The following is a 23987-nucleotide window of genomic DNA, read 5'->3' as shown; positions in this document are numbered from 1 at the left end:
GTGGAGGAATGGTGAAAGTTCCCGGACCCTTTAAGACGCCGCCGTCGCTGAGCCTTGATTCTGTGACACCCGCAGACGTCCCAGAGCGCCCTTTGGCAGCGCCCCGCACTGCGGGGGCCTCGAAGCGCTCTGCAGTACCCGCGTTTGAGGTGATGCAGATTACCGACGAGGTAGCAAAGCGCCGCGCTGCTGGACACGACGTCGTGTCGCTCTGCGCCGGAGAACCGAGTGCCAGGCCCGCTCCTGGAACGCTGCAGCCCGCGGGGTACACGGGCCCCCTCGGAACGATTCCGCTGCGCGAAGCAATCGCTACCCACTACCTCGAGTGGTATGGCGTTTCCGTAGATCCGGCAACCGTTGCCGTAACGACGGGATCATCCGGAGCCTTTCAACTCGTGTTCCTTACGGCGTTCGATCCCGGAGACAAGGTCGCGCTCGTGAGCCCGGGGTACCCCGCGTATCGAAACATCCTCACTGCCCTCGGCATCGAGGTCATCGAGATTCCGACGGGACCAGAGACTCGATATCAGCCGACACCCGAACTGCTTGAAGCAGCGGTGTCCGAGCACGGCCAGCTCGCGGGGCTCATTGTCGCGTCACCCGCAAATCCAACCGGCACAATGCTCGGCCGCGAAGAACTCACTGCACTGAGTGACTGGTGCAACAAACATGGCGTGCGACTCATAAGTGACGAGATCTATCACGGCATTACATTCCCTGAACCGGGGGCACCCGATCCACGTGGCGTAAGCGCGATTGAATTGAGCCGCGAGTCAATCGTCATCAGTTCGTTCTCAAAGTACTGGGGCATGACCGGGTGGCGCCTGGGTTGGGCAATTCTGCCGAAAGAACTTGTTGCGCCATTCGAGTCTCTCGCGTCGAACTTTGCACTTTCGCCACCCGCGCCAGCGCAGGAACTCGCGATGCGCGCTTTCACTCCCGAGACCTATGCCGAACGCGATGCAGTCGTAGAAACGTTCGCTCGGGCGAGGACTTTGATCCTCGACGCAGCACAAGACCTTAATTGGGGCACTTCGGCGCCGTCAGACGGTGCGTTCTACTACTATTCAGAACTTGGCCCACAGCTCGAACGCTTCGGCGACTCCTCGACCTATGCCCGGGCACTGCTCGAACAAGCAGACGTGGCGGTGGTTCCTGGCAGCGACTTCGACCCCGTGGCCGGCCACCGGGCGGTGCGCCTCTCGTACGCTGCCGGAGAAGCCGCAGTCACCGAGGCGCTCGAGCGCATTATCGCGTTTCAGAAGGCATGAAACAGCTTGCGCGCCCGATCCACACAACTGTGACCGGGCGCGCGAGCTCTCGAAACAACGTGGATTAGTACTCGATGACGCTGCGAATTCCGCGGCCCTGACGCATCTCGGCAAACGCTGCGTTAACGTCCTCAAGCTTGATGCGGTCAGTGACCATTGAGTCGAGATCGACGAGACCCTTGCCGAAGTGTGACTGCCAGACGCGGAGCGTGGTGATGAGCTCGCCCCCTCGCTCAGCATCGAGGATTTGAAGGGGGCCGAGGAGACGCCGCGCTACGTGCGCGGCCTCTGACGCATCAATGAGGTCGGTAAGACCCTCGCTCCAGATCTCCGAAAAGAGCGTGACTCCGGTGCTTCTTTTTCGCTCACCATACGTTGCCGCGCGTTCGGCCTCCTCGAGCGCAAGTTCGAGACCCTCCCAACGATCGCAGCGTGATCGACCAATAACTAGGTCGAGATCGTCTAGGTGCGCAATGACCCGATCGACGTCGCGGTCTCGCGCGAGTAGTGCGAGATTCTCGTGCCACTGTGCGAAGAATATGGGCAGATCCTCCTCCAGATGCAACGGTTCGAGCGCGGGAAGGAGCTGTGCGGCCTCGTGACTCTGAGAGATCCCGACGAGAGCCACGAGTGGTGGTTCTGGCATGTTGCCCCACAAGCTCTCGCTGATGTGCCGAGTCACCGAGACATTGCCCGTGACCATGAGCTGCAGGAGAGCCTCACGTAGGGTTCCGTGCAAGGAGGTGAGCGCCTGGTTTTGCTCGAGTGAAACGCTCACAAGCGCAAGAACGCTCGACAGTACGTTTCGTGAGACATCGTCAAATCCACGACTGAGTGTGAGCGCGAGCATGCCGCTCGGGTGGTTCGATTCGCCGAGCAGCTGCAGTACGACCTCAAGTTCGGGACCGGCCTGCACCGAGTGAAATCGATGCCCAGATGCCAGGGTTCGCTGCACGATCGGAGTGAGTTCGTCCTCGCGTACATTCCGGCCGTCAGGCGGATCCACTGTGGTCACCGGTCGTCCGAGCGGATCGTAGAGCGCGACACCGCACCCGAGTTGCCTGGCGGTCTCACGGAGTGTGGCGGTGAGCCCGTCGCGTCGCGTTGCGGCGTTCGCGATCGCCTTCTGTGCCCGGAGTGAGCGGATCGAGCGGTCGCTCTGATCGCGCTGCACGATACGCGCTGCCTCTTGCAGAAGATCCATGAACGAGATCTCGTAGGGTACGTCGAAGAGAATGAGGCCGTGACGCCTGCAGGCGTCCTCAAGGCCACGGGGGACGCCCCGGTGGATGACATCACTGCCGAAGCCCACACCGATGACCCCGTGCGCGGCGATGAGTGCGGCGTAGTTCTCGTAGATCTCGGCGACCTCGGCGTTACTCTTGCGAACCACGGGAATGGACTCGTCTGCCGGATCAGTAATGGGAAACTGCCAACCGAGGGTGAGGATCACCTCGGCAGGGCCGAGAAACTGGGTCGGGTCTATGAGGTCTGTGGCGTGCAACCATTCAAACTCGCGGTCGAGCGCTCGTGATGTCGCATCATCACCGTCATCGCCGCCAACCAACACTCTCAGATGCAGTGAAGGATTAAGTAGGAGCTTGCGAAGACTGAGTGCCACAATCCGATAGTAGTCCGCTACGCGGTGAGCCGGATCGGTGTGCCCGTGTTGATGCCGAGTCGCGCCTGGAGCGCTTCGGTGACGACGGGCGATTCGGTGTCGATTCCGAGGATCGGGAGTACCTCCGCTGCGGTCTGAAAGCTCAGCTCAACCGCCGTGATTGATTCGGCGAGTGGGCCCTCAAGCCCCGCCACTGCGCGAGAAATGGCGGATCGCGTTGCCTTCGCAAGAGCTGCGGCATCTGTCGGATCCACACTCACGTCGCCGCGCGCATACGTCACCCCGTCGCCCGTTATGACCTCGGCGACAACGAGCGGCGCATCTGCTGAATTATCGATACGCACAACAACATCGAGTTCGCCCGAGGTCGACACGGGCGCGGTTGCCGAACCAGCAAAGGGCAGCGGAATGCCGGAAGGGGCGCCACCGTGATCGTGATGATCAGGTGACGCCCCTCCGAATGAAAACTTGAGATCCATATATCCCAGGTTACGCCTGTGGGCGCTGCGAAACTTACGCGTTCGCTGCGAGGACCTCGTCGACGCTCTTGAAGTCGAGCTCAGGGAACGCGTCTGCGACACCCTTGAACGTGATGACTCCGTCGTGTGCGTTGAGGCCCTTCGCGAGTGCCTCGTCGTCTGAGAGTGCCTTGACCCAACCCTTGTCAGCGATCGCAACGATGTACGGCAGCGTTGCGTTCGTGAGTGCAGCAGTCGAGGTCTCTGGCACGGCGCCCGGCATGTTCGCAACGCAGTAGTAGATCGAGTTGTGCACCTGGAAGGTGGGGTCGTCGTGCGTGGTCGGACGCGAGTTCTCGAAGCAGCCGCCCTGGTCGATCGCGATATCGACGAGCACCGAGCCCGGCTTCATCTGCGCAACCATCTCGTCGGTGACGAGCTTCGGCGCCTTCTCACCTGGGATGAGCACCGAGCCGATCACGAGATCCGCTTCCTTCAGAGCCTCAGTGATGTTGTGCGCGTTCGAGGTGCGGGTCTGAATACGACCGTTGAACTCGTCTTCAAGCTGCTTCAAGCGTGGAATGAAGATGTCGATGACAGTGACGTCTGCACCCATACCGTAGGCGATGCGTGCCGCCTGCTCGCCAGCAGCGCCGCCGCCGATGACGACGACCTTGCCGCGACGGGTAGCCGTGACGCCGCCGAGCAGCATGCCGCGGCCGCCGTTTGCCTTCATAAGTGAGTAGGCGCCAACCTGCACCGAAAGGCGGCCGGCAACCTCAGACATTGGGGCGAGCAGCGGAAGCCCGCGGTTTGGCAACTGCACGGTCTCGTACGCGATCGCGGTGGTGCCCGACTTTACGACTGCCTCGCTGAGCGTCTTGTCTGCTGCGAGGTGCAGGTAGGTGAACAGCACCTGATCCTTGCGCATCTTGTCGTACTCGGCGGGGATCGGCTCCTTGACTTTGAGGATCATGTCGGCGTCTGCCCACACCTGGTCTGCCGATGGAACGATGGTTGCGCCCGCTGCGATGTACTCGTCATCAGTGATCGCTGATCCGAGGCCAGCGCCCGCCTGCACGAGAACCTCGTGACCGCGACGCTTGAGTTCGAACACGCCAGCCTGCGTGATGGCGACGCGATTCTCGTTGTTCTTGATTTCGGTGGGAATACCGACGCGCATGATCTTCTCCAAATAAATGCGTAAATTGTGTCGATTGAATTTCGCGAGATACTCCGTCGTATTTCGACTTCAGGGGTCGAAACCACGGAAGAGTCGCGCTAGGGTTGAAGTATATTCGATTTCCATCGAGATTTGATGAATTCTCTTCGGATTTCGTGCGGATGCCCCTGGTAGGTGAAGCTGAGGAGAGATTTTGCCCATGGACTCGAAGAATCTGCGCCCAGAGCTCGATCTAGACGCCATCGACCGCAAGATCTTAGACGAGCTCCAGTTGAACGGTCGAATTACGAATGCTGAGCTCGCTGAGCGTGTGGGCGTTGCGGCCTCGACCTGCATTGCGCGCGTGCGTAACCTCGTGACGCGGGGTGTGATCTCGGGGTTCACCGCGTCGGTCGATCCGCGTGCAATGGGTCTCGATCTGCAGGTGCTCGTCAGCGTCACTGTGCGGTCGGGTGCGCGGCAGCGCATCGCCGAGATGAGCGACGAGCTTCGCGCGCTTCCTGAAGTGATGCAGCTGTTCTTCCTGGGTGGCGTCGAAGACTTCATCATCCATCTCGCGGCTCGCGACTCAGACCACGTGCGAGATTTCGTCATGGAGCACCTTTCGGCGCACCCCGCAGTTTCGTCAACCCGCACGAGCATTGTGTTCAGCCATCACCAAAATCCGGTGCGTTCGGCCTAGTTTGTCGGGTGAGACGGCCTGCCTGGCGAAGTCCTCGGCTCCCACGTAGTGTGGTGCTTCAGGGCATCGAATCGAAAGGTGGATCGCTGTGGCTCGTGCACTGCTGATCGTTGACGTGCAGAATGACTTCACTGAGGGTGGTGCGCTCGGGGTCGAAGGCGGATCGAGGGTTGCCTCAGGCGTGACCGAACTCCTGCAAGACCCGCGAAGCTCGGAGCAGTACGAACTCATTGCCGCGTCACGTGATTGGCACGACGCCGAGGGCGACAACGGCGGGCATTTTGCGAGTGAGGGTGCGGATCCAGATTTTGTCTCGACCTGGCCTGTGCACTGTGTTGCGGACACGAATGGGGCCGACTATCACCCGTCGCTAGACATCGATCACATCGATGTGCATGTTCGCAAAGGCATGGGGGAGCCCGCCTACTCTGCGTTCGAGGGTGAAGCAGTAGACGGCAGCACGCTTGCAGAGGTTCTCCGCTCGCGAGGAATCGACGAGCTCGATGTTGTTGGCATCGCGACCGATTATTGTGTGCGGGCATCGGCACTCGATGCAGTGAATCAAGGCTTGCGGGTGCGCGTGCTCAGCGACCTCATCGCGGGCGTTGCCGCTGAGTCTTCGGTGGCGGCCCTCAAGGAGCTTGCGGCGGCTGGTGTTGAAATCGTCTGATCCCTATCGGGTCAGTGATTGAACGGCGTGATGCGAGCCTCGTGTGCGTCGAGAGCGAGCTCGGCCGCGCGAATCGCTTTCGAACTATAGCGGCCGATTGCGCGCTCCTCATTGAGCGCGGTGCGCTGAGCTTCAAGCGCGAGGCGAGCGAGTCGGGCGTAGGCGGCTGCGGGCGTTTCGGTTGTCGGGTGCGCACCGGTAGGCGGTGCATCAAAACTCAGTGGTGCGATCGCATTTCGAGTGCTCGTCTTTGCGCGTTCGACTGCCGCATCGGGCGAGATCGTGCGCTCCGGATCCTCGGTTTCGAGACTCAACTCGTCGTCGATGGCGTCAACTCCGGCCTCGACTAGGTCGCGCCCGAGAGCTGCGAGCTCAGTGCGATCGAGTCCGCTCTTCACGCCCGCGGGCCAGAGCCAGCGAATCACTGCGGGAAGTGTGAGCCCGTGTAAGAGCAGCGTGAACACCGCGACGAGGAACGCGATGAGCACGATCTGGGGGCGGTAGGGAACCTCGGAGGGGATCGATTGGGCGGCAGCAAGCGTGACAACGCCGCGCATCGCGCTCCAGCTGAGTACGACGCCCTCGCGCCAGCCGAGTTGCTGCTCGAGGTCGTGGTCGAGATCGGCCTGAGCCCGTTGCCTGAGAAGCTGAATCCGCCTGGCTGCGCGCTCATCGTCGCCCTTGCCTTTTCGTGCGAGGCGCTCTTCAAGCCTCGAGATGCTGTCTCCGCGCGACTGATTTCTTCGCTCCTGACCCCGCATCGAGAAGATGAGCGGAACGATAAACAGGGCGCGACACACGATCAGCAGGGCGACGAGACAGACCGAAATAAGTGTGATCTTGCCAAGATGGAACGGTGATCCGAGCACCTCGTTGACGAGTTCGTGAAGCTGCAGACCCATGAGCAAGAACACGCCGTTTTCGAGGATGAACTGCAGCGTGCGCCAGTTCAGGCGCTCGTTCGTGCGGGTGATGGCGTTGAAGTGGCGTGCCGAAGAGTGCCCGGTGTAGAGCCCGGTTACCACGACCGCGAGTACACCAGAAGCGCCGATCTCTTCTGCCGGAATGAACGAGATGAAGGGCACGACAAACGAGATGAGCGTGTCGTAGACCGGGTTGTTGATGCGCGACCGGATCCACACAGTAATAACGCCCATGATGAGCCCAACGGCGAGTGCGGCGACTACGGAATACGCGAACGAACCCGCGGCGTTCCAAAAGACGAAGCCGCCGCCAACCGCGGCGAGGGCGGTGCGCAGGAGTACGAGCGAGGTCGCATCGTTGACGAGGCTCTCGCCCTCGAGGATCGAGATGATGCGTTCTGGCAGGCCGAGGCGCTTACCAATCGACGTTGCTGCCACGGCGTCGGGCGGGCTGATCACTGCACCAAGTGCGATTGCGACCGGGAGAGGTAGCTGGGGAACGGCAAGGTGCAGCAGCACTCCGACAATTACCGCAGATATAAGCACCAACAAGACCGAGAGTCCCGCGACGGGTCTCAAATTCCGCCGAAAATCAACGAATGGCACGTTCACGGCCGCCGCGTACAAGATGGGCGGAAGAACGCCGAGCAAAATAATCTCGGGGTCGATCACGATGAGCGGAACCCCGGGAATGTACCCGATGCCGATGCCGACGAGCACGAGTGCTAACGGTGCTGCGATACCGATTCGACCGCTGAGGAGTGACACACCGACAAGCACGATGACTGCGGCTACGGCGATGAGTCCAAACTCCATAACCTCTAGAATCTCACGTCACAACTACCTGAGAAAAACTGAAATCGTAAAAATCTGCCAGGCGCGTAATCTCGGGTTCGAGCGCTTGGGTGTCGATCGTCTCGCCGGGAAACGCGGTGAGTTCGAGGGCAGAGTTCTTGGTATTTCTGCGCCAAGTTCCGACGACACGGCCGTCGCACACGATGGTTGCGAGGAACATGCCGTTCTTGCCGGGCACAATGCGATCCAGCATTCCGGGAGCGAGCTGCGGTTCGCGATTGTTGTACCCGAGCAAGTGCTCGTCGAAGGCTGCGAGCAAGCGCCAGGTTGGTTCGGCGCTGGGCTGCTCCGTCGCCGCATCGAGGCTGTGTGGATCGACCCAGAGCGCACCGGCCGCGCCAGTAACTGTGTCCCGCTGCGCCGCCATCACCGCGCCCGACTCCTCGGCGAGCAGGAACGCACGCTTCACGTCCGTCGCCTTCATATTGGTCCACCACGCGAGGTCTTTCTGCGAAGCCGCGCCGCGCCCGCGAACGTATCGCGCCGCGAGTTCCTGGAGCGCTTCGTCGCCTGTCAGGCTTCGGGGACTCTCGATCCACTCTGATGCGAGCACGATGCGCGGTTCAGAATCGGCGTCGACGGGACCGAAGGTGGTGATTCCGTTCTGACAGAGCCACCAAATGAGGTGATACCGCCAGTTCGACTGCCATTCAACGCCCGCCTCGGTCCACACCGTGCCGAGTTCATCGCGGCTCAGGCTTTTGCCTCCCGAGAGAGCTTGCACTGTGATGTCGGTCACTCGCTCGAGCACTGCGTCGCTCATACCGAGGTACTCGCGGCGCTTCGGCGCACCGGCGAGCATGCGTGGGTTTGTAAGGCTCTGGATCCACCCAATATCTTGCGCGGCCACGAGGTGCACCGTGCCGCGCATTGGCCAAGAGCGCACAATGAGTCGTTCGCCCAGAGCCTCGCGCACGTTGGCTGCCGTGAGGTCAGGTGCGCGTGAGCCGACTGCCCACTGCGATGACCGCCAGTCCTGGCCCTGCAGCGCGAACAGGTGGTGTACCACCGCGAGCACGCGCTCAGTTGGCCGTTCACCTGGCCGCGGATCGCCGACCCCTGCGCCGTCGAGGCCGAGCGCGCGCATGCGCACGTTTAAAAGGTCTGCGTCGCTGAGCGAAACTTTAGAATCTGGCACGTGCGTATTGCTTTGGTACGAGGCTGTCGGCGCTAGGAGCCCGCAGCTCGGCCGCCCACGAGATAGGCAGGTGCGGATTCGCGAGCAGAGGCCGGCCGAGGAGAATGACGTCGGCCTGACCAGAGGCGAGAATGCCCTCGGCCTGGAACGCCGTGGTGATGAGCCCGACAGCGCTGACTGGTGTGCCGCGCTCGCGCACCTGTGAGGCGAGCGCCACTTGGTACGAGGGGCCGGTAGGAATGTGGGCTCCGGCAACATTCGCGCCAGACGAGACGTCAATGAGGTCTGCGCCGTCTTCGATAAGCCAGGAGCCGACGATCGAGGCGTCATGAGGCGAGAACCCGCCGTCGACCCAGTCGGTCGCCGAAATACGCACGAGCATTGGCAGGTCTGGGTGTTCTGCGCGAACAGCACGTACGACTTCGCGGGCGAGCCGGGCACGGTTTTCGAGCGACCCACCGTATTCGTCTTGCCGCGTGTTCGAGATCGGCGAAAGAAACTCATGCAGTAGGTAGCCGTGAGCGGCGTGGATCTCGACCGCGTCAAACCCCGCGCGCACGGCGCGTGATGCGGCGTCGACAAAGGCCTGCACGGTGCTCGTGATCTCGTCGACGGTGAGTTCACGCGGTGTGGTGAAATCCTCGCTGAACGGAATCGCAGACGGCGCGACGGTCTGCCAGCCACCCTGGTCTTCGGGAATTGAACCAGAACCCTCGCCCGGGAACATTGGTGGTGTGCTCGCCTTGCGCCCCGCGTGAGCCAGCTGGATCGCGATCTTGGCCCCGTGTGCGTGCGCGAGCGGTGTGATGCGAGCGAAGGCGCGTTCCTGCTCTTCATTCCACAGGCCAAGATCTTGCGGTGAAATGCGCCCCTCGGGAGTCACTGCCGTTGCCTCAACGATTACGAGTCCCGCACCACCGCGCGCGAGCCCACCGAGATGTTGCAGATGCCAGTTGCCGGGAACGCCGTCGAGGTCGAACGCCGAGTACTGGCACATAGGCGCAACCCAGAGTCGATTGCGGATCTCGAGCCCGCGAAGCAAGTACGGTTGGAAGAGCAGGGGATTGGCCATGCGTTCCAGCGTAGCGGGGCACGCGCCCTTCGCATTGGAAGCTTCGATGTCGGTGGTCTGTGCCAGGCTAGCTGTCGAACATACCTGAGGAGGACAGATGCGTGAGATCAAGTGCCCGCACTGCGGCAAGGCGTTCACTGTTGATGAGGCAGGGTACGCCGACATTCTCAAACAGGTTCGAGACGCTGAGTTTGAGCAGCAGCTTCACGAGCGCCTTGAATTGGCGGATCAGGAGAAGCAGAGTGCGCTCGAGATAGAGCGAGCGAATGCCGCTGCGAAGTTGCAGCAGGCTGCGGCAGCGAAAGACGCTGAAATTCAACAGCTCAAATCGGCGCTTGAAGCGGGGGAGACCTCGCAGAAGCTCGCGGTAGCAGAGGCGCTCGGTGAGGTTGAGAAGCAGCGAGACGGATTGCAGAATGAGCTCGCCCAGCTGAAGCGAGACCAGGCAGCGGCGGCTCAACTTGCTGAGTCGAAACTCGAGGCTGAGGTGCAGCGCGTTGCTGCAGAGAAAAATGCCGAAGTGCAAGAGCTCAAGTCAAAGCTTGAGTCGATCGGCTTGAACCAGCAATTGGCGATCACTGAGGCGGTTGGTGTCGTTGAAAAGCAGCGAGATGAGTTCAAAAACGGGCTCGAGCGAGCAGAACTGGAGAAGCAACTTGCCGAGCAGTCGCTGAAAGAGCGCTACGAGATTCAGATCAAAGATCGTGAAGAGCAGATCGAACGTCTGCGTGACCTGAAGGCTCGGCTCTCCACGAAGATGATCGGTGAGACGCTCGAACAGCACTGCGAGAACAGCTTCAACCAGGTTCGAGCGATGGCGTTTCCTAATGCCTACTTCGAGAAAGACAATGACGCTCGAACCGGCAGCAAAGGCGACTTCATCTTTCGCGATACCGATGCGAACGGGGTTGAGATCGTCTCGATCATGTTCGAGATGAAGAACGAGGCCGACACGACCGCCACTAAGCACAAGAACGAAGACTTCTTGAAAGAGCTCGACAAGGATCGCAATGAGAAAGGGTGCGAGTACGCGGTGCTCGTTTCTCTGCTTGAGCCAGACAGCGAGCTATACAACACCGGCATCGTCGATGTATCGCACAAGTACCCGAAGATGTACGTGGTGCGGCCGCAGTTCTTCATTCAGATCATCACGCTCATGCGCAACGCCGGGTTGAACGCGATGAAGTACAAGACCGAGCTCGAACTCGTGAAGGCTCAAAACATTGACATCACGCATTTCGAGGAGCACCTAGATAACTTCAAAGACTCCTTTGGCAAGAACTACGATCTGGCATCGAGGCAGTTTCAGGCAGCGATCGAGCGCATCGATAAGTCGATCACCGAAATGCAAAAAGTGAAAGAAAACCTGCTGAAGTCAGAGAACAACCTTCGGCTCGCCAACAACAAGGCACAAGAGATGTCGATCAAGAAGCTCACGCGCGGCAATCCGACAATGCAGGCAAAATTCGCAGAGGTTGAGCGCGTACAGCGAGAAATTGACGAAGCCGAGAAAGACTTCCAAGTATGAACCTGGGGCGACTGCTCGAAACGACCGTTTTCACAGAGCCCGACGAAGCCTACGCGTCGTTCGAACAGTGGGCGTGGGAAGAGCGCGGACTTCGGCTGTATCCGGCGCAGGAGGAAGCGATTCTCGGAATCACGCTTGGCAGCAACGTCATACTCGCGACACCTACAGGTACGGGCAAGTCGCTCGTCGCAATGGGGGCTCACTTCATTGCGCTCGCTGAGGGGCGTCGCACTGTGTACACGGCGCCGATCAAAGCTCTAGTGAGCGAGAAGTTCTTCGATCTCGTGAGCGTTTTCGGTGCTGCGAACGTCGGCATGGTGACTGGGGACAGCTCGATCAATGCTGACGCGCCGATCCTCTGCTGCACCGCGGAGATCCTCGCAAACCTCGCCATCCGCGACAAAGACGTTGACAACGCTGATGCGGGCGGAATCACGCAGGTGATCATGGACGAGTTTCACTACTATGCAGACCCTGATCGCGGTTGGGCATGGCAAGTGCCGTTGCTGCTTATGCACGATGCGCAGTTTCTGCTCATGTCGGCAACTCTTGGTGATGTCACTGAGCTTGCTGCAGACCTGTCAGATGCGACTGGCAGAGATACCGCGCTGGTTACCGGAGTGGAACGCCCTGTACCGCTCGAGTTTCGATACGCGGTAGCGCCCGCGCACGAGGTCGTCGAACAGTTGGTCGCAGACGGTGAGACGCCTGCCTATCTCGTGCATTTCAACCAGTCGCACGCGGTCGAGCAGGCCCAGGCGTTATCGAGTATCAAAGTGGTGGATCGAGCGGGGCGTGACAAAATTGCCGAGGTCATTGGGGGCTTTCGGTTCTCCGCAGGATTCGGGCAGACACTCTCACGGCTCGTACGCTCCGGCATCGGGGTGCACCATGCTGGCATGCTGCCGAAGTATCGGCGCCTCGTCGAGCAACTCGCACAACGAGGGCTACTCAAAGTCATTTGCGGCACTGACACCCTTGGGGTCGGAATCAATGTGCCGATCCGCACGGTCGTCATCTCTGCCCTGACGAAATTTGACGGCGAGAAAATGCGCAGGCTCTCTGCGCGCGAGTTTCACCAGATCGCTGGCCGCGCGGGTCGCGCCGGATACGACACCGAGGGTGATGTGGTCGTGCTCGCGCCGGAGCACGAGGTCGAAAACGCGAAGCAGAGCGCGAAGGCCCTGGCGAAAGCAGCGGCTGGCAAGAAGATCGGTAAGGGGCCCAAGAAGAAAACACCACCCCAGGGTTTCGTGGGGTGGAGCGAGCAAACCCTCGAAAAGCTGGTTGGCTCGCAACCCGAACCGCTCGTGAGCCGAATGCGTGTCACTCACTCAATGGTGCTCGGCGTCATCGGCCGTGGAGAATCGTGGGAGGGCGAGGCGCTCAACACGATGCAGATGCTCATCTTCGACAGCCACGAGCCCAAAGCCAAGCAGTATGAGCACGCGCGCACCGCGATCGAGATCTTCCGTACGCTGCGCAACGGCGGAATCGTCGAGGTGCACGAGGAGAACGGGCAGCGCCTGCTTCGTCTCACGGTCGAACTGCAATCGAACTTCGCACTGAACCAGCCGCTTTCACCGTTTGCGCTCGCTGCGATTGAGCTACTCGACCCCGAGTCTGCAACCTACGCGCTCGACGTGATCTCGATCATCGAGGCCACGCTCGAAGATCCACGTGCGATTCTGCGAGCCCAAGAGCATCGCGCGCGGGGCGAGGCCATCGGGGCGATGAAGGCCGAGGGGATCGAGTACGACGAGCGTATGGAATTGCTCGAGGAAGTGACGTATCCAAAGCCTCTCGCGGAGTTGCTGGGCGAAGCGTACGAGGTATACGTCAAAGACGTTCCCTGGGCGCGGGACTACGAACTGCGCCCGAAGTCGGTCGTTCGAGACATGATCGAGAGGGCCTTCGGGTTTCGCGATCTGGTGTCGTTTTACCAGCTCGGTCGGGCCGAGGGCGGCGTGCTTCGCTACCTTTCCGATGCCTTCCGCGCATTTGAGCGAACGATTCCAGAATCTGCGAAGTCTCCCGAACTCGAAGAGCTCATCGACTGGCTCGGTGAACTCGTGCGGCAGGTTGATTCGAGCCTCATCGATGAGTGGGAAGAACTGCAGCATCCCGAGCGAGCCGAAGAGATCGCCGCTCGCCACGAAGCAGAGGAGGCGGGTGAACTCACGCCTCCGTCGACACGGTCCGTGCTCGCAAACGAGCGCGCATTCCTGGTGATGATTCGAAACGCGCTGTTCCGTCGGGTGCAGGCTGCTGCCTTCGAGAGATACAGCGAGCTTGATGAGCTCGACGCTCCGCAGGGGTTCGGAGGTGACCGTTGGCGAGAAGCGCTCGATGGCTACTTCACCGAGTACGAGGAAATCGGGGTTGACGCATCCGCTCGGGCTGCGGCGCTGCTGAGCCTCGATCGATCCACTGCGAGTGAGGGCCACTGGCAATTCAGGCAGGTGTTCGCAGACCCGCAGGGTGATCACGACTGGGGCATCGTCGGCGAAATTGACCTCGCCGCCTCTGAAGAACTGGGCGAACCCGCGGTTCGAGTCACTCGAGTCGGGCCGCTGAACGCGGGCTGAGTGCCACATGCGCCGCACCACCTACAATCGAGGCATGACTGCACTTACCCCGCAACACTTTCTTGAGGTCGCCGATCACACCCTTTTGGCACCTACAACGACGAAGGCCGACCTCGACGCATTTCTCGAAGATGCTGCAGAACTCGGTGTAAAGCGCGTGTGCGTGAGCCCCTCGCTGCTTCCGGTCGACAAGCGCGGCCGCGAAATCGTGACCGTCGTGGGCTTTCCGTCGGGAGTGCACACCGCCGAGGCAAAGGCGTTCGAAGCAGCCCAGGCCGTGCGCGACGGTGCAGACGAGATCGACATGGTCGTGAACCCGGGCCTCGTGCAGGCGGCTGATTGGGAAGGGTTGCGCGCAGAGATTCGCGCCGTGCGCGACGCGTGCCCCGACCACGTGCTCAAGGTGATTATTGAAAGCGCGTCACTGTCCGATGAGCAGATTGTTGCCTGCAGCCAGGCTTCGGAGAGCGCCGGTGCTGACTTTGTGAAGACCTCGACCGGCTTCCACTCAGCAGGCGGCGCGAGCGCGCACGCAGTGCGCCTCATGGCAGAAACAGTGGGCGACCGCCTCGGTGTGAAAGCCTCGGGTGGTATTCGCACAGCTGAGACGGCGCGCGAAATGTGGGAAGCAGGAGCAACCCGCTTCGGTGTTTCCGCAACCGCCGCCATCGTCGCCGATTGGGAGTCAGAAGGCTCGACCTCAGCCGACTCCGGCTACTAGGCGTCGAAGGCCTCTCCCAGCAGTTTGAGGGCGCGGGCGCGATCCACACCGAGATCGCGCAACCCCCGCGCAGCATCGAGCGCGATTTGGCGCGCACCCGACTCGATCGGGTCGTCACCGAACTGAACAAACGTGCCCGCCCGGCCCCGCCCCTCAACCACGCCTGCCGCCTCAAGCGAGCGGTAGGCAGACGCCACGGTGTTCGTCGCCAAGCCGAGCTCAGCCGCAAGCGCCCGCACGGTTGGCAGCTTCGCGCCGGGAACGAGCGCGCCCGACTTGACGGCCGCGACAACACTGTCGTGAAGCTGCCGAAAAGGCGGAACTGATGATGCGGGGTCGATGGTGAAATCGGGGGAAGCCATGCATTCAGCATAGAATCTCACCATGCGACTCGGTGTGATCGACGTAGGTTCAAACACAGTTCACCTGTTGGTGGTTGACGCACACCCGGGAGCGAGTCCGAACCCGTATCACTCGCAGCGCTCGACGTTGCGGCTCATGCGCTACCTCGACGACCAGGGCGCAATTACCGAAGAGGGCATTACCGGCATCATCTCGGCGATCAACGAGGCCGTGGCCATGGTTAAAGAGATCGGCGTCGATGACCAGATCGCGACGGCGACGAGCGCACTGCGCGAAGCTGCGAACGGCGAAGAGGTGCTCGCCCGAATCGAGCGCGAGACCGGCGTGAAGCTCGATGTGCTTTCGGGCGAAGACGAGGCGCGTATCACCATGCTTGCGGTGCGCCGCTGGCTCGGTTGGTCGGCCGGCGAGATCTTGCTTTTCGACATTGGCGGTGGATCGTTCGAGATCGCCCAAGGCGCCGACGAGTACCCCGATGTACAGGTTTCGCTACCGCTGGGTGCGGGTCGATCCACCATTTTGTATTTGCCGCAAGACCCGCCGTCAGCCGACGACATCTCGCGCTTGCGAGCTCACGCCAGGGCAGAGTTCACGAAGGTTCGCAACGAACTCTTTAGGGGCAGGCCAAAGCCAAAGCGAGTGGTTGGAACCTCGAAAACGATCCGCTCACTCGCAAGGCTCATCGGTGGACCGCCAGACCCAGACACTGGCGACCTCGCGCCCCTGCACTACACAGGCCTTCGAGAGTGGGAGCCGACCCTGCGCGATATGCCGGGATCGGTCAGGGAATACTTGCCCGGTATCACTCCCGAGCGCGGGTACCAGATCATGGCGGGAGCTGTCGTGTTGCGCACCGCGATGAAGGTCTTTGGCGTGCCGACGCTCACGATCTCTCCGTGGGCACTGCGTGAGGGAATTGTGCTGCGCTACATCGATGCGCTCGACGGTCGCGGCGCTGATCCGGTTTCTTAGCGAATGGGATGGAGGAATCCACCAACGATCTAGCGGATTTCACCAAGCAAACCCCTGTTCGCAAACAGTTTCATATCAGAATCACAACCATTTCTACTACCGGTGTGCCAACCCAGCCTTGGTGGGGTAGAACTTATCATTGAGTAAGAACTGCCCACGGCTGTCGTGAGCACTCATTCTGGGAGGCATGAATGACTATCTCCACCACTAAGAAGCTGCTCGGCGCCACCGCCGCTGCTGGCTTGGTTCTCGGGCTTTCGGCCTGTGGGCAGGCGCCGGAGGAATCGAACGGCGACGCAGCTGCAGTCGATTTCACACCCTGCATCGTTTCAGATGCTGGCGGCTTCGACGATCGTTCGTTCAACCAGCTCTCGTATGAGGGTGTCGTTAAGGCTGCCGACGAACTCGGCGTCGAGGTGACTCAGGCCGAGTCGAACGGTGAGACCGACTTTGCTCCGAACCTCGAGAGCATGGTGAGCGAGGGCTGCAACGCGATCGTTTCGGTGGGCTTCGCGCTCTCGGCTGCCACGGTCGAGTCGGCGACAGCGAACAGCGATATCGACTACATTCTCGTTGACGATGCAGCTGACAATGACTTCGATGGCAACAAAGACGCAGAGAATGTCAAGCCGTTGCTCTATGACACCGCTCAGGCAGCGTTCCTCGCTGGCTACCTCTCGGCTGGCTACTCTGAGTCAGGCAAGGTCGGCACCTTCGGTGGCATGGAGTTCCCAACCGTCACGATCTTTATGGACGGCTTCCTCCAGGGAGTGAACCACTACAACGAGGTCAAGGACGCTGACGTGCAGGTTGTTGGCTGGGACGGCACGACTGGCTCATTCACCGGCGGGTTCGAAGCGAACCAGGACGCGAAGACCGTGGCGCAGAACATCCTCGATCAAGATGTAGACGTGCTGCTCCCAGTTGGTGGCCCGATCTACCAGTCGGCGCTGCAGGCTATCAAGGAGTCGAACCGCGACGTTGCGCTCGTAGGCGTTGACGCTGACCTGTTCAACACTGATGAGAGCACCCAGGACTTCGTGCTCACCTCGATTCTGAAGTCAATGGATCTCTCGGTCTACGAAGCAGTTATGTCGAGCGCGAACGGTGAGTTCGATCCTGAGGCGTACGTCGGCACCCTCGAGAACGAGGGCGTGGCACTTGCTCCGCTCCACAACTTCGAAGACAAGGTAGATGCTGAGCTCGTCGCCGAGGTTGAGGCGCTGCAGCAAGACATCATCGACGGCAACGTCACTGTGACGTCGTACCTGAACTAATTCATCTCACAGGGCTCGGGAGTGACTGGCAGAGGCTGGCCGCTCCCGAGCCTTTTGTGCGACACTACTCACCACTAGGATCGAGCACATGAAGCTTGAACTTCGAGGCATCACAAAGAGGTTTGGTGCCTTTACCGCGAATGATCATATTGATCTCGTTGTGAACGAGGGGGAGATCCACTCTCTGCTGGGCGAAAACGGCGCTGGTAAATCGACCCTCATGAATGTGCTGTACGGACTGTACCGTGCAGACGAGGGCGAGATTCTCCTTGATGGTGAGGTGCAGCACTTTGACGGCCCCGGTGACGCAATGGCTGCGGGAGTCGGCATGGTGCACCAGCACTTCATGCTTATTCCCGTGTTCACGGTCGCCGAGAACGTCATGCTTGGCCACGAGAACACGAAGGGCGCGGGCATCCTCGATCTTGCCGCGGCGAGGCAGCGTGTGCGCGAGATTTCAGACCGGTTTGGGTTCCATGTGGATCCCGACGCGCTCGTCGAGAACCTTCCCGTGGGCGTGCAGCAGCGAGTTGAGATCATCAAGGCGCTCTCGCGCGACGCGAAGATTCTGGTGTTCGACGAGCCGACCGCCGTGCTCACCCCGCAAGAAACCGACGAACTCATGGCGACGATGCGCCAGCTTCGCGATGAGGGCACGTCGATTGTGTTCATTACGCACAAATTGCGCGAGGTGCGTGAGGTGGCGGATCGCATTACGGTGATCCGCCTGGGCAAAGTCGTGGGCGAAGCGGCTCCAACCGCAAGCAACGCCGAGCTGGCGTCGCTGATGGTGGGGCGCCCGGTCGAACTCACAGTGCAGAAAGACGCGCCGAAACTCGGCGACGTCGCGCTGCAGGTGGAGGGCCTGACCGTGACCGACGCTTCGGGCATTGTGCTCGTCGATGACGTGAGCTTTGACGTTAAGCGCGGCGAGGTGCTCGCGATTGCGGGCGTGCAAGGCAACGGCCAAACCGAGCTCACCGAGGCAATCGTGGGGCTTGCCGACAGTGCGCGAGGCAGCGTAAAGCTCGGCGGCAAAGAGTTGCTGGGCCGTTCTGTGCGCGACATTCTCGACGAGGGCGTGGGGTTTGTGCCTGAAGACCGCAGCGTCGACGGCCTCGTGAAAGAGTTCACGGTGGCCGAGAACATGATGCTCGATCGTTCACACGGCGAACCGTTTGTGAAGTCTGCAACGCTGCAGCTCGGCACGCTCACCGAGTTTGCGACCGAGAAGATCCAAGAGTTTGATATTCGCACGCAGGGCCCAACGCAGCCCGCGGGCAGCCTGTCGGGCGGCAACCAGCAGAAGGTGGTGATTGCGCGCGAGCTCAGCCGAGATCTCGAACTGTTTGTCGCGGCGCAGCCCACACGCGGTGTCGATGTCGGCTCGATCGAATTCATTCACCAGCGCATTGTCGAAACTCGAGACTCGGGGGTGCCGGTCATCGTGATTTCTACAGAGCTTGATGAGGTGACGGCACTCGCAGATCGAATCATGGTGATGTATCGCGGAAAGGTCGTGGGAATTGTGCCCGGAGACACACCGCGTGACCGCCTCGGCTTGATGATGGCAGGAGCACAGGCATGACCGAAACACAGAGCCCGCTCACCGCCCCCGAGGTATCGCGCTGGCGCAAGGCCTTCACAGATATCACCACCGGCAACGCGATCATCTCGCTGTTCTCGGTGCTTGCCGCGATCATCGTGGGGTCGATCATGATTGCTTTCACCGATAAAGACGTGCAGGCGGCGGCCGGGTACTTCTTCTCCAGGCCGGGCGACACGTTCGCTGCGATCTGGGATTCGGTCTCTGGGGCCTATGCGGCACTGTTCAGGGGATCCGTCTACAACTACACCGCAGATACCTTCGTGCGAGGCATTCGCCCCCTTACCGAAACGCTGAAGTTCGCAACCCCGCTCATCGCGGCGGGCCTCGGCGTTGGACTCGCGTTCCGCGCTGGCATGTTCAACATTGGTGGTCAAGGTCAGCTGCTGATGGCTGCTGCAGCTGCAGGTTACGTCGGCACGACGATGTCGATGCCTTGGCCGATCCACATGCTTGTTGCGACCGCGGCGGGCATGGCCGCGGGCGCCCTGTGGGCGGGAATTGCCGGTTTTCTCAAGGCGAAGACGGGCGCGCACGAGGTGATCGTGACGATCATGCTCAACCACATTGCGCTGTATTTGCTCGCGTGGATGCTCGCGACGCAGGGTGTGCTGCAGGCTCCGGGGTCGCAGAACCCGAAGACCGCGGCGATGCCGGATTCGGTCGTGCTCCCGAAAATTCTCGGACCCCAGTTCAACCTGCACGCTGGGCTCATTCTCGCGCTCATCGCGGTTGCGTTCACCTGGTGGCTCATTGAGCGGTCGAGCATCGGTTTCCGGTTCCGCGCCGTTGGCCTCAACCCCGAGGCTGCGAAGACCGCGGGCATCAACGTGAGCCGCGTGTACTTTACCGCGATGCTCATCGCAGGTGCGCTCGTAGGTATCGCTGGTGTGAGCCAGGTGCAGGGCACTGTCACGAGCGGCTTCGGAGGCGATATCGACGCGGGCATCGGCTTCGACGCGATCACGGTCGCGCTGCTCGGCCGATCCTCACCACTCGGTATTCTCGGCGCCGGAGTGCTCTTCGGCGCATTCAAGGCCGGTGGCTTCGCGATGCAGGCATCGCAGGGCGTGCCGGTCGAGATTGTGCTCGTCGTGCAGTCACTCATCGTGCTGTTCATCGCTGCGCCGCCGCTCGTGCGCGCTATGTTCCACCTGCCCGATCCAGAACGCAAGGCGCGAAAACTTCGCAATAAGAAGGAGGTGTCGGCATGAGCACCACCACGACCGCGGCCGCAGACCAGCCGCTCAGCGAGCAACTCCGACGCGTCTCCGTAACCTCATGGAAGGCGCCGGTCATCTTCGGCATCTTCGCGATTCTCTTCACCCTGCTCCCGCTGCTCGCCCCGCGCGAGGGCGTCACCACGTTCAGATTGAGCGGTGGTCATGAACTCACTTCGGTGCCCGACGTCGCGTTGCCCGCGACAACGACTGCGTGGATCGCAGCGGTGCTGCTCGTGCTCTGTGCGGGCTACTCGGCGCTGCGCACCCAGCAGGGCAAGCGCACACCGCTATGGCTCACGAGCGTGTACGTCTTCGTGCTGCTCGTCGGGTTTCTCGCTTGGGCCGCAGCGGGCGCCACGCTTCCGATGATCGGGTTGCTGGGCGGCGCACTCGCGCTCGCAACCCCGCTCGTGTTCGGCGCCCTCGGCGGTGTGATCGGTGAGCGCGTTGGTGTCGTGAATATCGCGATCGAGGCCCAGCTGCTGGCTGGAGCCTTCTCGGCAGCTGTCGTTGCTTCAGTCGTGTTCAACGGCGCACTCAAGAACGCGTCGATCTCTGACGCTGCTGCCGTCGCGATCGCTGGCACCGCCGGAATCGTAGCCGCGATGGTTGCGGCAGTGCTCGTGTCGCTCGTGCTGGGCGTCTTCGCGATCTCCTACTTCGTCGACCAGGTCATCGTCGGTGTCGTGCTGAACGTGCTCGTCGTCGGCGTCACCACGTTCCTGTTCTCGAAGGTGCTCGCACCCAACTCGGCACTGCTCAACTCGCCGCAGCCGTTCAAGGCGTTCGCGATCCCAGGGCTCAGCGAGATTCCCGTCATCGGGCCGGTGTTCTTCAGGCAGACCATCATCGTCTACATTATGTACGTCGTGGTGTTCCTCGTGTGGTTCGCCATGTATCGCACGCGCTGGGGCCTGAGGCTTCGCGCGGTGGGCGAGCATCCGCAGGCGGCAGACACCGTCGGCATCAAGGTGGCGCGCACCAGATACCTTAACCTCATGCTCGCCGGAGCAATCGCGGGCATGGGCGGCGCGTTTTACACGCTTGCCTCAGTGCCTTCGTTCAACCGCGAGATGACGGCCGGTGCTGGCTTCATCGCGCTTGCCGCGGTCATCTTCGGTAAGTGGGATCCGATTAAGGCGACGCTCGCCGCGCTGCTGTTCGGCTTCGCGTCGAACCTGCAGGGCGTGCTGTCGGTCATCGGTTCGCCGGTGCCGAGCCAGTTCATGCTCATGCTGCCGTACGTTGTCACGATCTTTGCGGTCGCAGGCCTCGTTGGTCGGTCGCGCGGCCCCGCGGCTTCTGGCAAACCGTATATCAAGTCTTAGGGGTGTAAGTGGCAGACATCGATTGGGCCGCGATTCGCGAGGCCGCCGTCGCGGCACTCGAGCACGCGTACGTGCCGTATTCGAAATACCAGGTGGGTGCGGCCGCACTCACCGAGGATGGGCGCATAGTCTCGGGCTGCAACATCGAAAACGCTTCGTACGGCGTGACGCTATGCGCCGAGTGCACGATGGTGGGGGATCTGCACATGGGTGGTGGCGGTAAGCTCGTCGCGTTCGTGTGTGTAAACCGCGACGGTGAAACGATCATGCCGTGTGGCAGGTGCCGCCAGTTGTTGTTCGAGCACTCTGCAGAGGGCATGCTGCTTGAAACGGTGTCAGGGATCCGCACAATCGACGAGGTACTGCCCGACGCGTTCGGTCCGCGCGATATCGACCGCATCGTTTCTTAACTTTTGAAAGGACTTTCCCGTGAGTGTCGAACCGTTTGATGCTGTTGACGTGATCCGCTCGAAGCGCGACGGCGGCGAGGTGTCAGAGCCCGCACTGCGCTGGATGATCGACGCCTACACGCGGGGGTATGTCTCTGACGCGCAGATGGCGTCGTTTGCGATGGCGGTGTTTCAGCGCGGCATGGGGCGCGACGAGATTCGCGTGATGACCGACGCGATGATCGAGTCTGGCGAGCGCATGAGTTTCGACGGGCTCTCGAAGCCGACGGTCGATAAGCACTCGACAGGGGGAGTCGGCGACAAGATCACCCTGCCGCTCGCGCCGCTCGTCGCCTCATTTGGTGTTGCCGTGCCGCAGCTGTCGGGCCGCGGGCTCGGGCACACGGGTGGCACGCTCGACAAACTCGAATCGATTCCGGGGTGGCGCGCAGCGCTCTCGAACGAAGAGATGTTCGCGCAGCTCGACGGCGAGGTGGGCGCGGTCATTTGCGCTGCTGGATCGGGCCTCGCCCCGCAGACAAGAAGCTGTATGCGCTGCGCGACGTGACGGGCACGGTTGACTGCATTCCGCTCATCGCCTCGAGCATCATGTCGAAGAAGATCGCCGAGGGTACGGGTGCGCTCGTGCTCGACGTGAAGTTCGGCTCGGGCGCGTTCATGCAGGACTACGCAATGGCGAAAGAGCTCGCCGAGACGATGGTGGCGCTCGGCACCGACTCCGGGGTGAACACATCGGCGTTGCTCACTGACATGAATGTGCCGCTCGGACTCGCGATCGGCAATGCCAATGAGGTGCGAGAGTCGGTCGAGATTCTTGCTGGCGGGGGTCCAGCCGATGTGCGCGAACTCACCATCGCGCTCGCGCAGGAGATGCTTGCGCTTGTCGGGCTCGGAGACGCTGACGTGGCAGGTGCGCTCGATAACGGGCAGGCGATGGATGCGTGGCGCAAGATGATCCGCGCACAAGACGGCGACCCCGATGCGGCCCTGCCGGTCGCGCGCGAAACCCACGTGGTGACCGCGCCGGTGTCGGGTGTTGTTTCTCGGCTTGAGGCGCTGCCGTTCGGTATCGGTGCGTGGCGACTCGGTGCGGGGCGTGCTCGTGCGGTGGATCCGGTGATCTTCGCAGCGGGTATCGACCTTCACGCGAAGCCGGGTGATGTTGTGACCGCCGGTCAGCCGCTCTTCACATTGTCGGCAGACGATGCGGCGCGCTTCCCACGCGCGCTCGAGGCGATCGAGGGGCGTGGGAGATCGACGCGGAGGCGCAGCAAGGCGCACACCAACCAGGCCCGCTCGTGCGCGAGCGGATCACTGCCTAGCTGGCGTCTGCGGAACTACCTCCAGAACCAGTTCCGCTTCTCGCGGCGCTTCCACGCCGGGTGCACGATCAGACCTGGGTCTGTGAGCCCGCGCCACGGGTTCTCCGAGTCGTGGTCGGCCTTCCAGCTTTGCGTTGCGCCGTCCATCACTGGATGATCGATGGTCTTGCCACCCGACCACCTGCGGTATGTTCCCTGCCCGTTCCCGGCATCTCGCATGCTCGCAGCATGCCCGGGCTCAAGATAGGGCTTCTTTGCCGCTGGGGTCGTCTCCGCGGCAGCCTTCTCGGATCCAGTCTTCTTGGATGTTGCGTGTTTCATGATGCACCTCCTAGGGTTACCTTCCACCGTACGCCGGTTCCTTGAAAAAGGAAGGTGTCGTTTTGAGTTCCGGGCCGTTTCACGGTAAAGTTATCTCTTGGTGCTGCGCCGGAAACGGTTGCAGAATCACCCTTTGGGATATGGTGTAATTGGCAACACTACGGTTTCTGGTACCGTCATTCTAGGTTCGAGTCCTGGTATCCCAGCCAAGTTTTGAACACTTTAAGACCCCGGTTCTGCCGGGGTTTTTGTGTTTGTAGATTCGCCTGTGGTGGTTGAGCCGGGGAATTGCGAGAGGGAAATAATGCTTGGAAGCTAACGCTCTAGAAGTTAGTTTTCAAGCCTCGTGGATCCACTTCGTCTCTTCTATGTGAGAGGATCCATCAGCTATTTCTACTTTAAGCAATCTAAAGTTGAAATAGCGTCCACCGGTGCCACCGTTAGCGCAACCGAAG

At 61.2% G+C, this 23987-nt stretch carries 19 protein-coding genes, 1 tRNA gene and 2 pseudogenes; 14 read left to right on the top strand and 8 right to left on the bottom strand.

Translation table 11 applies throughout. The features are described from left to right. Positions 1-8: 8 nt before the first annotated feature. Entirely contained in the window at positions 9-1271 is a 1263-nt protein-coding gene (locus tag H9L06_RS03635) for a pyridoxal phosphate-dependent aminotransferase (RefSeq protein ID WP_187555889.1), read from the top strand. Between the two features lie 64 nt (positions 1272-1335). Here H9L06_RS03635 and H9L06_RS03630 read toward each other — a convergent pair whose 3' ends face one another. Genes H9L06_RS03630 through ald form a run of 3 tightly spaced genes read right to left on the bottom strand, consistent with a single transcriptional unit; the run spans position 1336 to position 4533 of the window. After that, complete coding sequence (locus tag H9L06_RS03630) at positions 1336-2892, bottom strand: PucR family transcriptional regulator ligand-binding domain-containing protein (RefSeq protein WP_187555888.1); 1557 nt, start codon at positions 2890-2892, stop codon at positions 1336-1338. Positions 2893-2909: 17 nt separating this feature from the next. Then, positions 2910-3371 carry a hypothetical protein gene (locus H9L06_RS03625; protein ID WP_187555887.1) on the bottom strand — a complete coding sequence of 154 codons (462 nt, stop codon included), beginning with the start codon at positions 3369-3371 and terminating at the stop codon, positions 2910-2912. 34 nt (positions 3372-3405) lie between these two features. Further along, on the bottom strand, positions 3406-4533 hold the full coding sequence (gene ald, locus H9L06_RS03620) for an alanine dehydrogenase (RefSeq protein WP_187555886.1): 1128 nt from the start codon (positions 4531-4533) through the stop codon (positions 3406-3408). A gap of 199 nt (positions 4534-4732) precedes the next feature. Between ald and H9L06_RS03615 the strand changes: the two genes are divergently transcribed. Both H9L06_RS03615 and H9L06_RS03610 read left to right on the top strand, forming a co-directional pair. Further along, the gene (locus H9L06_RS03615) at positions 4733-5215 is read left to right on the top strand and encodes an Lrp/AsnC family transcriptional regulator (RefSeq protein ID WP_187555885.1); all 483 of its coding nucleotides are present in this window, start codon (positions 4733-4735) and stop codon (positions 5213-5215) included. Positions 5216-5303: 88 nt separating this feature from the next. Beyond that, on the top strand, positions 5304-5885 hold the full coding sequence (locus tag H9L06_RS03610) for a nicotinamidase (RefSeq protein WP_187555884.1): 582 nt from the start codon (positions 5304-5306) through the stop codon (positions 5883-5885). 11 nt (positions 5886-5896) lie between these two features. On the opposite strand, the gene H9L06_RS03605 is transcribed toward H9L06_RS03610, so the two are convergent. Genes H9L06_RS03605 through H9L06_RS03595 form a run of 3 tightly spaced genes read right to left on the bottom strand, consistent with a single transcriptional unit; the run spans position 5897 to position 9873 of the window. Next, positions 5897-7624: a cation:proton antiporter gene (locus tag H9L06_RS03605; RefSeq protein WP_187555883.1), complete on the bottom strand. Its 1728-nt coding sequence runs from the start codon at positions 7622-7624 to the stop codon at positions 5897-5899. A 13-nt stretch (positions 7625-7637) separates the two neighbouring features. Further along, on the bottom strand, positions 7638-8801 hold the full coding sequence (locus tag H9L06_RS03600; RefSeq protein ID WP_246454478.1) for a winged helix DNA-binding domain-containing protein: 1164 nt from the start codon (positions 8799-8801) through the stop codon (positions 7638-7640). Next, entirely contained in the window at positions 8788-9873 is a 1086-nt protein-coding gene (locus H9L06_RS03595; protein ID WP_187555882.1) for an NADH:flavin oxidoreductase/NADH oxidase, read from the bottom strand. The genes H9L06_RS03600 and H9L06_RS03595 overlap by 14 nt, the downstream gene beginning before the upstream one ends. Positions 9874-9970: 97 nt before the next feature. On the opposite strand from H9L06_RS03595, the gene H9L06_RS03590 reads away from it, so the two are divergent. Genes H9L06_RS03590 through deoC form a run of 3 tightly spaced genes read left to right on the top strand, consistent with a single transcriptional unit; the run spans position 9971 to position 14710 of the window. Continuing rightward, positions 9971-11401, top strand: coding sequence for a DUF2130 domain-containing protein (locus tag H9L06_RS03590; RefSeq protein ID WP_187555881.1), 1431 nt, complete (start codon positions 9971-9973; stop codon positions 11399-11401). Then, the gene (locus H9L06_RS03585; RefSeq protein WP_187555880.1) at positions 11398-13989 is read left to right on the top strand and encodes a DEAD/DEAH box helicase; all 2592 of its coding nucleotides are present in this window, start codon (positions 11398-11400) and stop codon (positions 13987-13989) included. The genes H9L06_RS03590 and H9L06_RS03585 overlap by 4 nt, the downstream gene beginning before the upstream one ends. Positions 13990-14023: 34 nt before the next feature. After that, a complete protein-coding gene (gene deoC, locus H9L06_RS03580) occupies positions 14024-14710 on the top strand; it encodes a deoxyribose-phosphate aldolase (RefSeq protein WP_187555879.1) in 687 nt (228 codons plus the stop codon). 185 nt (positions 14711-14895) lie between these two features. Here deoC and H9L06_RS12030 read toward each other — a convergent pair. Next, positions 14896-15072: pseudogene (locus H9L06_RS12030) on the bottom strand (GntR family transcriptional regulator); the annotation flags it as partial. Between the two features lie 22 nt (positions 15073-15094). On the opposite strand from H9L06_RS12030, the gene H9L06_RS03570 reads away from it, so the two are divergent. From H9L06_RS03570 to H9L06_RS03540, 7 genes and pseudogenes are all read left to right on the top strand, one after another. Then, positions 15095-16045, top strand: a complete 951-nt coding sequence (locus tag H9L06_RS03570) for a Ppx/GppA phosphatase family protein (RefSeq protein ID WP_187555877.1) — start codon at positions 15095-15097, stop codon at positions 16043-16045. 191 nt (positions 16046-16236) lie between these two features. After that, on the top strand, positions 16237-17322 hold the full coding sequence (locus H9L06_RS03565; protein ID WP_187555876.1) for a BMP family lipoprotein: 1086 nt from the start codon (positions 16237-16239) through the stop codon (positions 17320-17322). 88 nt (positions 17323-17410) lie between these two features. Beyond that, positions 17411-18910, top strand: a complete 1500-nt coding sequence (locus tag H9L06_RS03560) for an ABC transporter ATP-binding protein (RefSeq protein WP_187555875.1) — start codon at positions 17411-17413, stop codon at positions 18908-18910. Next, on the top strand, positions 18907-20142 hold the full coding sequence (locus tag H9L06_RS03555) for an ABC transporter permease (RefSeq protein ID WP_187555874.1): 1236 nt from the start codon (positions 18907-18909) through the stop codon (positions 20140-20142). Before H9L06_RS03560 ends, H9L06_RS03555 begins: the two co-directional genes overlap by 4 nt. Next, the gene (locus tag H9L06_RS03550; protein ID WP_187555873.1) at positions 20139-21479 is read left to right on the top strand and encodes an ABC transporter permease; all 1341 of its coding nucleotides are present in this window, start codon (positions 20139-20141) and stop codon (positions 21477-21479) included. Before H9L06_RS03555 ends, H9L06_RS03550 begins: the two co-directional genes overlap by 4 nt. Positions 21480-21487: 8 nt before the next feature. Beyond that, positions 21488-21889 carry a cytidine deaminase gene (locus tag H9L06_RS03545; protein ID WP_187555872.1) on the top strand — a complete coding sequence of 134 codons (402 nt, stop codon included), beginning with the start codon at positions 21488-21490 and terminating at the stop codon, positions 21887-21889. A gap of 19 nt (positions 21890-21908) precedes the next feature. Beyond that, positions 21909-23211: pseudogene (locus H9L06_RS03540) on the top strand (thymidine phosphorylase). 15 nt (positions 23212-23226) lie between these two features. Here H9L06_RS03540 and H9L06_RS03535 read toward each other — a convergent pair. After that, positions 23227-23532: a hypothetical protein gene (locus H9L06_RS03535; protein ID WP_187555871.1), complete on the bottom strand. Its 306-nt coding sequence runs from the start codon at positions 23530-23532 to the stop codon at positions 23227-23229. A gap of 134 nt (positions 23533-23666) precedes the next feature. Between H9L06_RS03535 and H9L06_RS03530 the strand changes: the two genes are divergently transcribed. Continuing rightward, a tRNA-Gln gene (locus tag H9L06_RS03530) sits at positions 23667-23741 on the top strand. Positions 23742-23987: the final 246 nt, after the last annotated feature.

Origin of the sequence: Leucobacter denitrificans, assembly GCF_014396385.1 — a bacterium.
GTDB classification, from domain to species: Bacteria; Actinomycetota; Actinomycetes; order Actinomycetales; family Microbacteriaceae; genus Leucobacter; species Leucobacter denitrificans.
Note: the sequence above shows the minus strand (reverse complement) of the source record. Positions and strands in the feature narration are given on the sequence as shown.